We start from the raw sequence: 12,973 nt of genomic DNA, 5'->3' as shown, positions 1-12,973 counted from the left end.
CATGAGTAAAGTTAGTACGATCAATAGGATAAAAGTAGCTAAAGTATCAGATTTAGCTGTTGGAGTAGGGCAAAGGGTGAATATTGCTGGAAAAGAAATAGCTTTATTTAAGCAAAATGATGGAATTATTAAGGCAATACTAAATCGTTGTCCTCATAAAGGAGGCCCTTTATCTGAGGGGATCGTAAGTGGTGAGCATGTCTTTTGTCCCCTTCACGATTGGAAAATTAATATGAATGATGGACAGGTGCAAGCACCAGACATAGGATGTGTAAAAACGTATCATGTAGAAATAATGAAAGATACTGTTTTTATAGAAATAAATTAAATAAGTGTAAAATATACAAAAAAGGGTATAAGGTCTAACTAGATCTATACTCTTTTTTGTTTTTGTGGGTATAGCCTGAAATTAACTTCCGAAGCATAATTCATGTACAGAATCCAAAAACTAGAGAGAAATAAAAAAGCGGAAGAAGGAAAGGGAGTACAATGACAAAAGAACAAGAAGTAAATAGTGCAGGTTGGAATTTAGATAACAGTTATGGTCGTCTACCGGAATTGTTTTATTCTAGGCTAGACTCAACCCCGGTGGATGAACCTGAACTGATCGTTTTAAATGAATCGTTGGCAGAAGAATTAGGGTTGGACGTAGAATACTTAAAAAGTGAGGAAGGAGTAAGAATCTTTGCAGGTAACAAAACTCCAAAAGGTTCTGATCCACTAGCCCAAGCCTATGCAGGACATCAATTTGGCCACTTTACGATGCTAGGGGACGGACGTGCGATTCTTCTTGGAGAACAAATTACACCAGAAGGAGAACGGTTCGATATCCAATTGAAGGGATCAGGAAGAACTCCTTATTCCCGAGGAGGAGACGGTCGAGCTGCTTTAGGACCTATGCTTAGGGAGCATATTATGAGTGAAGCGATGCACGCATTAGGAATTCCAACAAATCGCAGTTTAGCAGTCGTTATAACTGGCGAACCAGTTTACCGTGAAACGGAGTTACCTGGTGCTATTTTGACTAGGGTTGCTGCAAGTCATTTACGCGTTGGTACATTTCAATTCGCTGCAGGAGGTGGTGAAAAGGAAGACCTCAAAGCACTAGCGGACTATACACTAAATCGACATTTTGCAAATGTAGATATCGTTGAAGAAGAAAATCGTTATCTTTCTTTATTAAATGAAGTAATAAAGCGTCAGGCTCAGCTTATAGCAAAATGGCAGCTTGTTGGTTTTATTCACGGAGTAATGAATACGGACAATATGACGATTAGTGGAGAAACGATTGATTATGGTCCTTGTGCATTTATGGATACGTATGACCCTGCAACGGTCTTCAGTTCCATCGATCGTCAAGGCCGTTACGCCTATGGCAATCAACCGAAAATCGGTGTATGGAATTTAGCAAGATTAGCAGAAACCCTCTTACCATTAATACATGATGACCAAGAAAAAGCTGTTGAAATAGCAGAAGAAACCTTATCTAAATTTTCTCAATTATATCGTAAGGAATGGCTTGAAGGAATGAGAGCAAAGCTAGGGATTTTCAATGAAGAGCAGGAGGATGAAGCTTTAATTGAAGACCTCTTACAACTCATGGAAAAGAACAAAGCTGACTACACAAATACATTCCGGGCATTGACGTTAAACAAGCTAGAGGGGATGGAGCTTTTTAAAACGAAAGAATTTAATGAATGGTATGAAAAGTGGCAGGGACGACGAAAAAGGCAGGAAGAATCGGATGAATCATCAAATGATTTGATGAAGAATAGTAACCCTGCGGTTATCCCACGTAATCACCGGGTAGAGGAAGCACTGGAAGCAGCGGAAAAGCAAGGGGATTATAGCGTGATGGAACGACTTCTTGATGTTTTATCAGACCCATTTAACTATTCCGCAGTACAGGAAGAATACTGCATACCACAAGACCCTTCAGCAGGTCCATACCGAACATTTTGTGGCACTTGATCATGAAGGTATTTTTAATACAATGATTGCCCCAGGATGAGATGTCTCTCATGGGCCTTTTAGGAAAATAAAGAAAAATAATCTTTATTCTGGTTAGGCTACTAATTACAAAATTTTTAATATAGGAGAATCTGTTTATGGAAAATAATGCAAAAAAACGTAGTAGTGTTTTTAATGATGTAAATCGTGCCCCGAACCGGGCAATGATTAGAGCAATGGGAATTAGTGATGAAGATTTCAAAAAGCCATTTGTTGGAATTGCTAGTACGTGGAGTGAGGTCACACCATGTAATATGCACATTGATGAATTAGCTAGAAAAGCAAAAAAAGGTTCAAAAGAGGGAGGGGGAACGCCATTTATATTTAATACAATTACTGTTTCTGATGGAATCTCAATGGGAACAGAAGGCATGCGTTTTTCCCTACCAAGTCGAGAAGTAATTGCTGATTCTATAGAAACGGTTATCGGAGCTCAAAATTATGACGGTCTAGTAGCAATTGGCGGTTGCGATAAAAATATGCCTGGTTGTATGATTGCAATTGGACGATTAAATGTACCTTCCGTTTTCGTGTACGGTGGAACAATCCGTGCTGGAAAAATAGATGGTAAGGATATTGATATTGTTTCTGCTTTTGAAGCAGTTGGAAAATATAACAATGATGATATTGATCGAGATGGTCTTCATAAAATTGAATGTAATGCATGCCCTGGCGCTGGATCTTGTGGAGGAATGTATACGGCAAATACAATGGCTTCAGCGATTGAAGCGATGGGAATGAGTTTACCTGGAAGTTCATCTAATCCAGCAGAAACAAATGAAAAGCTAGAAGATTGTGAAGCGGCAGGAAAAGCGATAATGAATTTATTAAATAAAGGGATTACTCCGAAAGATATTATGACGAAGAAAGCATTCGAAAATGCTATTACTGTTGTTATGGCACTTGGAGGTTCCACGAATGCGGTACTCCATTTACTAGCAATTGCACATACTGTTGATGTTCCGTTGGACATAGACGATTTTGAACGTATTCGTCAACATGTTCCTCATATTGCCGATTTAAAACCAAGTGGACGCTATGTTATGGGGGATTTATCAGAAATCGGTGGTGTACCAGCAGTGATGAAGCTATTATTAGAAAAAGGACTGCTACATGGAGATTGTATGACCGTAACAGGAAAGACAATCGAAGAAAACCTGGCCGAAGTTCCTCATTTAAAAGAAGGACAAGGCATTATTTCCTTTGAAAATCCGAAGCGAAAAACAGGACCGCTAGTTATCTTAAAGGGAAATCTTGCTCCAGAGGGGGCAGTAGCGAAAATGTCGGGCTTAAAAATAAAATCAATAACAGGACCTGCCCGTGTATTTGATTCGGAGCAGGAGGCTACAGATGCGGTATTAAATAATGAAATTAATTCAGGGGATATTATTGTAATTAGGTATGTCGGTCCAAAGGGTGGCCCAGGTATGGCAGAGATGTTGTCTATAACCGCTATTGTAGTTGGGAAAGGACTTGGAGAAAAGGTTGGATTAATCACCGATGGTCGTTTCTCTGGTGGAACTCATGGATTAGTTGTCGGTCATATTTCACCTGAAGCACAAGCTGGCGGACCTATTGCATTAATTAGAGAAGGGGACATGATAACAATCGATAGTGAAACACAAGAACTCACTGTCGATGTTTCGGAAGAAGAATTTAAAGATAGAGCAAAAAACTGGACGGCTCCTGAACAAAATTTAAGAGGGACTCTAGCTAAATATGCTCGTTCGGTAGCCTCTGCTTCAAAGGGTGCAATTACAGATTAAACGTGATAAATGGACAAATTTTCACGATTGTTTGAGATCTATTCATACAGTCAATCAATTTATCATTAAAACATAAAGTTTATAATTAGAAGAAGTAGAAACAAATGATGAAGGTGAAGAAAAAAGGTTTTTTGGCCCGTTTCTTCGATTTGTTTTTCTAAAATCAATGCAAAAATCCCCCATTGCGGTTTAACAGTTGCAGTGGGGGGTATCGTCAAAGGGAGCTTACTACTCATTCACCTCTTCCATCTGTTCATCAAAGGCGTGAGTAACTTTATTAAATTCTTCATCACTTTCAATAGCAGAAAAGCTACCATCTTCCTCTACTTTCAAGAAAAATACATCCATGTCTTCATTTCCTTGATCTTCTAAGTCTTCAACAAAGCTAACTGCAACATAATTCCTATTTTCCATTGTCATTAAAGCTAGTACTTCCACTTCCTGGTCCTCATTGTTATCATCACTAATCGTAAATACTTCTCCAACCTCAATCGTTTCCATTTGATCATCTCCTATTACTTTTATGTTATTAATCATCCTCCTATTATTAGTGGATTATAAGAGATTTATACGCTATAAATTTTTGATTATATATAGGAAATATTCCTTTGTATAAGCGTTTAAGTTTTATCTGTTCCTTGTTCCATTTATAATTGAATACAATAGTAATTAGTAATAGTAGGTGATGAAAATGAACAAGGAAATTAGGCAGCTACACAAAGGAGATTACTCATTTTTTGAGGCAATGGATACAGGAATAAAAGATGATTATATTTTACGAATATTTGAGAGACTCACAACAGGAAATCATCGCTTGTACGGTTTATTCATAGGTAACAAATTAATCAGCATGGGGGGGTATACTGTTTTTGCTGGTTATTATGCTATGTTAGGACGTTTGCGAAGTGATCGCCGGTATAGAGGAAATAATATGGCAACTAAAATTTTAACTCATGTTATGAATGAAGCATTTCAGTTGAATGGGATCCAATGGGTAGGTGGAAATACGCAGGAGGATAATATACCAGCTCGTCGTGTCCTGGAAAAACTTGGACTGAATACATATACAACATTACATGGTGCTGTTACACAGGTTCCGATTGTACATGAGTCTGGCTCTAAAATTTGGAGTCCAATTCATTCATTGGAACGAAAAAAACGATGGTTAAGAGAGAAGTATGTAAAACCAGAGGCTGTTTTTCCATATGAAGTGTACTATTCCTTCCCTGCTTCAAATGCTCTGTTTCAGGAAGAGGAAATAATGGAATGGTCCTTTTATGAAAACCATGACAAGACTCGGTTTCTAATAACAAAGAAGGATCAAAAAAAGAATCATTATTTACACGTTATTTACCCTTGGAGTGATATAGGAGTACAACAGGGCTTATGGGAAACCGTTTCAAAGGATTACCTAAAGCTCCTAGAGGAAACGGAAGAAAGTGAAGAGGATGCTTATATTTGGATAGATATTAAAAAGAACGAAATAAACTCACTTCCTAATGAACACTCCTTCGAACTTCCAACACCATGGGTTTTATATGGAAAAACTAAGTAGTAATATATATTTGATCACAGCAGAATAGTTTTCAGATGATAGGAGTAAGGATCAATCCAATATGGAAATATACTGAATAGAATTTAATAAACTTCTAGAAAGGTGTAAATCGACGAAAAGCTTCAAATATATAGAAATTAAATGGGAAGTGATTTTGGTGGAAAGTCAAACGTTAAATAAAACAGCATATATAGAAGTAATTGATATAATAGATGTTGGTGAAGGTATGCGAGTATGTATTGATTTCATGGATGTGTTAAACAATGATGATGGTCTGTACATAGGAAATACAGGACATGGCTACATTAAAGTATTATCTGAAAATCGTAAGTCAGAACACTATCCTCCTCGGCCATTTCGAATTAATTGTGGTGCCTTTCATCAGTATTTGTATCAAAATGGTCAAACGTTGTATTTACATGAAGTAAACCCAGGGAATAAAATTTCATTGATCAATGCTGAGGGTGAAAAAGAACTTAGTGTAGGTAGAGTAAAAATAGAGAAAAGACCTTTTTTAAGAGTGGTTTGTAAAAGTAAGAATGAAATTATTTCAGTAACCTTACAAAATGCCTCTAGTGTTTATGTGGAAGAAGAGAATAAGGGGGAAGTATCTGTACTAGACTTAAAAAAAGGTGATAAAATAAAGTGTATTCAAGATTCTCCTGGTCGACATTTAGGTGATAAAATTGATGAAATCATTATAGAAAAGTAAAAGGTTTTAACCTTAAAGGAGCCTGCAATTGTGGGCTTTTACTTTTAAGTCAATGAGTAATAGAGGGTAAGAACATGTTGTGTTTTATTAAAATATAAGGCTCTGTTAATCTTCATTGTTGATTTTTGCCCCTTGATGCTCCAATTACACCTAAGGTCAGCCCACGTCCTGTGGGAAACGGTGTAATCCTGCCATCCTGGCTGTGCGGGCAATGCTTCAGCTATTGCTTTTCCAGCAGGGAGTCTCGCATGATCTACAAAAATCAAATTCTTATTAAATCAACACTATTCTTTAACATATCCAAATATAAAAGAAAACAGGTGTCATGATGAAAATCAAATCACAAAAAGAAGCTGAGGATTTAATATATAGCTCTTATTTAAGAGCAATAAAAAATATTAACGAATTAAATGATGAAAAAGTGAAGAAGCCTGAGCTTACAAGAAGGCTACTTGATTATGTTGGTGCTCCTGATAAGGGAGAGAAATATATTATTGTTACAGGTAGTAAGGGAAAAGGATCTACTTCTAGATTTATTTCTTCTTTGTTGGCACATCATGGCTATAAAGTTGGGTTATTTACATCCCCTCACTTAGTAAACTTTAATGAACGAATTAGAATTAACGGGAAGGCAATATCCGAAAAGGATTTTATTAGAATCAGTAATAAAATTATAGATGGATTTGAAGAAATAGAGAAATATTTACCTTCAAATCAGTACCAAGGTCCAATAGGATTAGCCTTAACGATAGCAACAATATACTTTAAAGAAAACAAAACAGATATAAATGTAATAGAGTGTGGTCGCGGTGGGAAATATGATGACACAAACGTTTTGAATAATGAATGGGCAGTAATTACACCTATTATGCTAGAGCATAAAGAAAATCTTGGACCAGAACTTAACGATATTGTTGCTCATAAGTTAGGCATTATAAAGAATAAAACAACTGGTGCCTATATAAATAAACAATCGCAAGAAGTTTTACAAACAATTAAAGCTACGATGAAAAACCATGCAGCAACTTTTTATTACGATGAAAGCTTTATGGCAACTAATATAAAAATGGAACAAAAGGGTACTATTTTTGATGTGCAAACAACAAAGGGAAGCTATAAAAACATAAATGTTCCATTATTAGGTGAGTTTCAAGGAGTGAATGGTGCTGTTGCAATAAAGGCTTGTGAGGATATTATAGGAAAAAAATTAAATGAACAAGTTGTAAAAAAGTGCTTCCAAAATATTAAATGGCCAGGAAGGTGTGAGGTTAGTCATCATTTACCAACAATAATTTTAGACGGTGCAATTAATGAATCTTCCGCAAGATATATAAAGAACGTAATAAAGCTTATTGATAACATAGAAAATAAAAATATCATTACTATCGTTGGTGTACCAAAAGATAAAGACTATCTAGGAGTAATGAAGATATTAAGCGAAATTTCTAATGAACTTATAATAACAAAACCAGATATAAGTCATTTAAAGTTCCCAGAAGATGCTTTAGAATATGCTCAAAAATTACATCAAAAAAGCAAGGAGATTCCTTTGTTGAAGGACGCTTTTGATTATGCCTTAACCTTTAATAAAGAAGATATTATTTTGATTGTAGGAACTCAAACTTTAATAGGCAATGCCAAAAGAATATTAGGACACTCTTTGTTAGATATAGGTAAGTAGTACGTAGGAAAAACAAGTCGTAGTTCCTACTTCTAAATGGAAAGTTCTACTAGATATAATCAAAAGCCTATTTATGTCAGTACAAGTTTTTTTGTTCATTCGCCTGCATAGGATGATATGGATAAACGGGGTAATACCTAACGAGAGGAAGGGTTTTCGTTGAATCCATACGAAGTAAACCAACAGCATTTTTTTGACGATCGAGTTTACCATGATTCATCTGAGAGTGGAGTAACATACAGTAGACAAATGCCTGAACACAATTTAAATGATCAGCAGCAAAGACAGCTTCCAATTTTCGGGCCATTTTTAGGTGGCGGAGCTGGATTATTTGGATTTCCTTTTGGACTAGGTGGGGCGTTTGGAACACCAGGCTTACCAACAATGCCACCACCAACTGGAATGCCAGGACAACCGCCATGGGGAGCACCAACTGCACCACCGTTTGGTCCACCAGGTCAAGGGCCAATTGGGGGACCTCCAACTGCGCCACCTCCAGCCTCTATTCCAACACCATCTAGTAATGTTGGTGTTATGGCAGTTGATCCTGGAGCTATACGTCGATGCATGTACAGATACACTTATGTTTGGTTAATAAACAGACAACAGTTTTGGTTTTATCCAGTGTATGTAGGGCGAAGGTCTATAGCAGGATATCGATGGAACGGCTTTTCATGGGTGTATTTTGGAATAGATCTTAGGCAAATATCATCCTTCCAATGCTATTAAGAAGAGATTTATAAAATAGTGTCGATTGGAAAAGTATAGTAGAACAGCTATTTTCAGAGTTGAAAGAGCTGTTCTACTATTTGTTATAGAGTTTCATCCATGTTTTCCCGTTAACATTTTACTAACACAACATGGAAGATTTTTTGCATTGAACAAAAATCTCTTAACGTTACAATGTAGTGTGACGAGGAGGTTTTTTATGAAGTACAAGCTTTTTATTTCTATGATTCTATTAATCTTATTTATTATTCAACCATTTCAGTCTACTAGCCATGGTGAAAATATATTATCGAATTTTTTTCCAACCCCTAATGAAAATGAGGAAGTAGGAAAAAATACAAATGTTTATTTGCCAATGGTAGATAATCCAACTGCAAAAGAACAGGAACGATTTATTCATACCGTTTCTGATTATGCTGTAGAAAGTCATAAAAAGTGGGGAATACCTGCAGCTGCAATAATCGGTATGGCAGCTCTTGAAAGTGGTTACGGAACAACAAGGATTGCACATTATGCGAATAATCTTTTTGGGATAAAAGTATGGGGCGGGAACTCCACGAATGCATGGCAGCTTCAAGGACAACCAGATGAGGACTTTGATCGTGACATTCCTGTACTTGCTAATTTCGGAGATGATCGGATTGTATATGATGAAACAGAACGACGGGATAATTGGTATCGAAAGTTTAGTAGCTTTGGAGAGGCTGTCGATTACTTAACTGGAACGTTGCTAGTTAATGAAAGGTATGTTTTTGCAAGAGACGCATACAAAGAACGATTGAAGAACGGTTGGAGTGATGAAAAAGCTACAAAAGAGTATTTATACGACATTGCCAACGCTGGATACAATCATCTTGGTGGTGATTACTATAAAGAATCTGTTGGGAGATTAATTGATAGCTGGAATTTATTAGATTATCACGTTACAAGTACAAATGAGCAAGTGTCTGAGCAAATGCAAGATGATTCTCATTTACTTAATAAAGAAATAATAGAGTCGGAATCCGAAGAGGAGTTTGTTGAGGAAGGGACTACTATTCATCAATTAGAAATAGATATTGAAATCTTACAGAACAGAGGAAATAGAGTGTTACAATTGCAGGAATCTTATCTTTTATCTGTTGAAACAAATGATTCATCAGAGAAGTCTTTCGTTCAATCGTTACAGGACGTATTTAGAAAAATTGTTCAGTTTTTTAAACAATAAACAGATGTGAATGAATGGAATTTTGCTCCCTATTACGGATCTTTTTACGTACTAGGGAGTAGTTTTTTTGTTTTGATCTGTAATAACAAAGCTTGATTTATAGTATAAATCAAAGGAATTTTGACAAGAAGAAAATGTTTACGGGTTTAAAGAAAGTTGTATAAAATTAATATAGGCAATTCATTTGGTGAAGAACCTTGCTTCAAAATTATGCTTTGAAAAAGTAATAACAACATGAGTTGGACCAAAGGAGAGTGTCTTTCGTCGTGAACATGAAATTGTTGTTGTCTCGATTGATCAGATTACTGAAGAAATTTAGATTGTTTATTGTAGCATTTATTGCCGTAATTCTTATTGTGTTTACATATTTTGTTGTTGATGCGTATCGCATAGATCTTAGTAAGTTAGATGATCCTGTTGGAGCAGCGACTGTCATTTATGATGTTCATGGTGACCCTGTTTCGGAGCTGTCTTCGGCAAGGTTCACACATGTATCTTTATCGGAGATACCCGAAGACCTTATCCATGCAATTATATCAGTAGAGGATCAACGTTATTTTTCCCACAATGGTGTTGATGTTCGTGGGATTGTTCGTTCTGCTTGGCGGAATTTGCGGGCAGGGACTGTTGTGGAGGGTGGTAGCACGATTACGCAGCAGTTGGCGAAGAATTTATTTCTTACTTCTGATCGGACGTTTGGTCGAAAGTTTAGGGAAGTGATTACGGCGGTTCGTATTGAGAGGGAGTTTAGTAAGGATGAGATTTTAGAATTGTATTTAAATCATATTTATTTTGGTGAGGGAACATGGGGAATTCAGAATGCTTCAAATGTGTATTTTGGTAAAGAGGTACAGGAAATTTCCTTAGAGGAGGCGGCACTTTTAGCAGCTTTACCGAAGGCGCCTTCTCATTATTCTCCTTTTCAAAATGAGGGGATGGCGATAGATCGTCGGAATCTAGTTTTGTTTTTGTTAATGGAGCAAGGTTTTATAGATGAAAAGATATATGAAGAAACAACGGAGAGTGACATTGTTCTACGTGATTGGGAAATAGAGGAGGATAGTTTACGGGGGAAATATCCTGGCTATGTTGACTTTATTATTGATGAGGCGATCAATGTCCATGGGTTAACGGAGGAACGAATTTGGGCAGGGGATGTGCATATTTACACGGAAATAGATACGACTGTCCAAGATGCGATTCAGTCTACCTTTGAGAATGAGGAATTGTTTCCGGAGAGTACGGGAGATGGTGTTCTTCAAGGGGCATCTGTAGTCTTGGATCCATATACAGGTGGGGTACGTGGTCTTATTGGTTACCGACAAGAGCATGTATATCGTGGTTTTAATCGTGCAACACAATTGAAAAGACAGCCAGGATCAGCTATTAAACCACTGTCTGTATTTGCTCCTGCATTGGAAAGAGGTTATACTGCTAGTTCTTTACTAGTAGATGAGAGATTAGATTTTGATGGCTATTCTCCAAGGAATTATGATCATCAATATCGTGGAGAGGTTACGTTGCATGATGCAATGATTCATTCCATTAATGTTCCAGCGGTATGGCTTTTAAATGAATTGGGAGTGGATGCAGGGATAGATTTCCTACAACGGGCACAGATTCCGCTACATGAGAATGATCGTCAGCTTAGTCTTGCGTTAGGTGGAATGACAGAAGGAATTTCACCTCTTCAGTTAACACAGGCATTTAGTATGTTTCCTAACCTTGGGGTAATGAATGAGGCTTACGGAATAAATGAAATTATCACGGAGAGTGGTGAGGTATTAGGGGAAAGAGACATACAAGAGATACAAGTGATGGAGTCTGAAGATGCATATGCAATGACCAAACTACTTGAGAGTGTCGTGCAGGAAGGAACGGGAAGAAATGCATTGTTAGATCGACCAATTGCAGGTAAAACTGGAACAACACAGCTACCTGCGACAGATGCTTTTGAAGGGAAATCAGGAACGTCGGATGCATGGTTTGTTGGGTATACACCAGAATTAGTAGCAGCTGTTTGGGTTGGTTACGATAGAATTACGCCTGATGCTGTGATGGAATCTACAGGTGGTAATCATCCAGCAAGGATTTTCCAAACGATCATGTCTCAGGCGTTAGTTGGGGTTCCAGTATCTTCCTTTATGGAACCGGAGAGGTCTCAGGGAAACAATAATAAGAATGACAAAAAGAAGGACGACAAGGAAAAAGATAAGGGGAAAGAGAAAGATAAAGGGAAAAATAAAGACAAAGAACGAGGTCAACAGACACCTCCAGGACATGATAGGGATCGAGACAATCCCCCAGGACAAGGAAGAGGCCAAGACAATCCAGGACAGGGGAGAGGTCAGGGGAGGTAAAGGGGACAGTCATAGTACAGAGTTTCGAAGATTATCCCACAAAAAAATCCATTCTCAAGTGAAAATGAGAATGGATTTTCAATTTTTTTAGAGAATTTTCAAGGGTTAGGAGATTTTAAAAGCTAAATTAGGCTTCTTCATTATTATATTTTAATAAGTCAGAAACAGTGACGAAGGAATAGCCTTCCTCTTTTAAAGTAGTAATGATTCCTTCAACGGCATCTAGTGATTCTCTACGACTTTCATACATAACGTGCAATAAAATGATGGATCCCGGTTCAATGTTGTCTACAACGTGCGATACAATTTTCGAGGAATCATTGGCGATGTCTGGGTAGGACTCCGGTTCAATATTCCAAAGGACTGTTTGTCTGTCGTGTTTTGCTAAGTAATGGGGTAATAAAAACAATCTTCTCCCGTATGGTGGTCTGAAAGTGATCTCTCCTTCATAGCCAATGTGTCGTATCCATTCATCTGTTGTTTCAATTTCTTCTTCAATAAATGAAGGTGATCTAAACACCATTCGTTGATGGGAGTAAGAATGATTGCCAATTTCATGACCAGCTTCCACAATGTCAACGGCATCGTGTACATAAGTTTCGATTTCATAGCCGGTTAAATAAAATGTTCCTTTTACATCGTTCTTTTTCAATATATGTAATATTTCTTGCGTATTGATACCGGGGCCATCATCGAATGTTAATGCTACTACTTTTTCATTTGTTTCTACCTGTGTTACTAGTCCACCGAAAAATTGAAAATTTCTAGATTTAGAAGTTTCATTTAATGTGTATCCGACTAGCAAAAATATAGGGATAATAATACATAAAATGACGATCATTTTTTTCATTTGTACTTTTCACTCTCTTCCTGAATGTCGGTTTGTCTCGGCTTAGCTAAGGGGGGAATATACAAAAAATTATTTATTAAGGATTTTTTCATTATTTTCTAAT

Annotated in this window: 11 protein-coding genes; 9 read left to right on the top strand and 2 right to left on the bottom strand. The window is 37.0% G+C overall.

Features of this window, described 5'->3' with window-relative positions; all coding sequences use genetic code 11:
* The first annotated feature begins 1 nt into the window (after position 1).
* From nirD to ilvD, 3 genes are all read left to right on the top strand, one after another.
* Positions 2–328: a nitrite reductase small subunit NirD gene (nirD, locus tag QA612_RS06160; RefSeq protein ID WP_278282902.1), complete on the top strand. Its 327-nt coding sequence runs from the start codon at positions 2–4 to the stop codon at positions 326–328.
* A 161-nt stretch (positions 329–489) separates the two neighbouring features.
* A complete protein-coding gene (locus tag QA612_RS06155) occupies positions 490–1,971 on the top strand; it encodes a protein adenylyltransferase SelO (RefSeq protein WP_278282901.1) in 1,482 nt (493 codons plus the stop codon).
* 137 nt (positions 1,972–2,108) lie between these two features.
* Positions 2,109–3,776, top strand: a complete 1,668-nt coding sequence (gene ilvD / locus QA612_RS06150) for a dihydroxy-acid dehydratase (RefSeq protein WP_278282900.1) — start codon at positions 2,109–2,111, stop codon at positions 3,774–3,776.
* A 228-nt stretch (positions 3,777–4,004) separates the two neighbouring features.
* On the opposite strand, the gene QA612_RS06145 is transcribed toward ilvD, so the two are convergent.
* On the bottom strand, positions 4,005–4,277 hold the full coding sequence (locus QA612_RS06145) for a DUF1292 domain-containing protein (protein WP_278283099.1): 273 nt from the start codon (positions 4,275–4,277) through the stop codon (positions 4,005–4,007).
* Between the two features lie 190 nt (positions 4,278–4,467).
* Between QA612_RS06145 and QA612_RS06140 the strand changes: the two genes are divergently transcribed.
* From QA612_RS06140 to QA612_RS06115, 6 genes are all read left to right on the top strand, one after another.
* Positions 4,468–5,331, top strand: coding sequence for a GNAT family N-acetyltransferase (locus QA612_RS06140; RefSeq protein WP_278282899.1), 864 nt, complete (start codon positions 4,468–4,470; stop codon positions 5,329–5,331).
* Positions 5,332–5,488: 157 nt separating this feature from the next.
* On the top strand, positions 5,489–6,043 hold the full coding sequence (locus QA612_RS06135) for a 3-dehydroquinate synthase II domain-containing protein (protein ID WP_278282898.1): 555 nt from the start codon (positions 5,489–5,491) through the stop codon (positions 6,041–6,043).
* Positions 6,044–6,371: 328 nt separating this feature from the next.
* Positions 6,372–7,724 carry a bifunctional folylpolyglutamate synthase/dihydrofolate synthase gene (locus QA612_RS06130; RefSeq protein WP_278282897.1) on the top strand — a complete coding sequence of 451 codons (1,353 nt, stop codon included), beginning with the start codon at positions 6,372–6,374 and terminating at the stop codon, positions 7,722–7,724.
* 159 nt (positions 7,725–7,883) lie between these two features.
* Positions 7,884–8,453, top strand: a complete 570-nt coding sequence (locus tag QA612_RS06125; protein WP_347568859.1) for a hypothetical protein — start codon at positions 7,884–7,886, stop codon at positions 8,451–8,453.
* 199 nt (positions 8,454–8,652) lie between these two features.
* Entirely contained in the window at positions 8,653–9,660 is a 1,008-nt protein-coding gene (locus QA612_RS06120) for a glucosaminidase domain-containing protein (RefSeq protein WP_278282896.1), read from the top strand.
* 272 nt (positions 9,661–9,932) lie between these two features.
* Positions 9,933–12,020 (top strand): transglycosylase domain-containing protein, encoded by a 2,088-nt coding sequence (locus QA612_RS06115; RefSeq protein WP_278283097.1) that lies wholly within the window; start codon positions 9,933–9,935, stop codon positions 12,018–12,020.
* A 127-nt stretch (positions 12,021–12,147) separates the two neighbouring features.
* Here the strand turns inward: QA612_RS06115 and QA612_RS06110 are convergent, their stop codons facing one another.
* Positions 12,148–12,870 (bottom strand): polysaccharide deacetylase family protein, encoded by a 723-nt coding sequence (locus tag QA612_RS06110; protein ID WP_278282895.1) that lies wholly within the window; start codon positions 12,868–12,870, stop codon positions 12,148–12,150.
* Positions 12,871–12,973: the final 103 nt, after the last annotated feature.

Source organism: Evansella sp. AB-P1 (assembly GCF_029688925.1).
Classification (GTDB): Bacteria; Bacillota; Bacilli; order Bacillales; family Salisediminibacteriaceae; genus Evansella.
This window is presented reverse-complemented; position numbering and strand designations above follow the sequence as displayed.

What these genes read in the sequence shown, in the direction of transcription:
- QA612_RS06120 (WP_278282896.1), top strand. Translation starts at nt 8,653, where the DNA reads ATGAAGTACAAGCTTTTTATTTCTATGATTCTATTAATCTTATTTATT.
- ilvD (WP_278282900.1), top strand. Translation starts at nt 2,109, where the DNA reads ATGGAAAATAATGCAAAAAAACGTAGTAGTGTTTTTAATGATGTAAAT.
- QA612_RS06155 (WP_278282901.1), top strand. Translation starts at nt 490, where the DNA reads ATGACAAAAGAACAAGAAGTAAATAGTGCAGGTTGGAATTTAGATAAC.
- QA612_RS06145 (WP_278283099.1), bottom strand. Translation starts at nt 4,277, where the DNA reads ATGGAAACGATTGAGGTTGGAGAAGTATTTACGATTAGTGATGATAAC.
- QA612_RS06115 (WP_278283097.1), top strand. Translation starts at nt 9,933, where the DNA reads ATGAAATTGTTGTTGTCTCGATTGATCAGATTACTGAAGAAATTTAGA.
- nirD (WP_278282902.1), top strand. Translation starts at nt 2, where the DNA reads ATGAGTAAAGTTAGTACGATCAATAGGATAAAAGTAGCTAAAGTATCA.
- QA612_RS06110 (WP_278282895.1), bottom strand. Translation starts at nt 12,870, where the DNA reads ATGAAAAAAATGATCGTCATTTTATGTATTATTATCCCTATATTTTTG.
- QA612_RS06130 (WP_278282897.1), top strand. Translation starts at nt 6,372, where the DNA reads ATGAAAATCAAATCACAAAAAGAAGCTGAGGATTTAATATATAGCTCT.
- QA612_RS06140 (WP_278282899.1), top strand. Translation starts at nt 4,468, where the DNA reads ATGAACAAGGAAATTAGGCAGCTACACAAAGGAGATTACTCATTTTTT.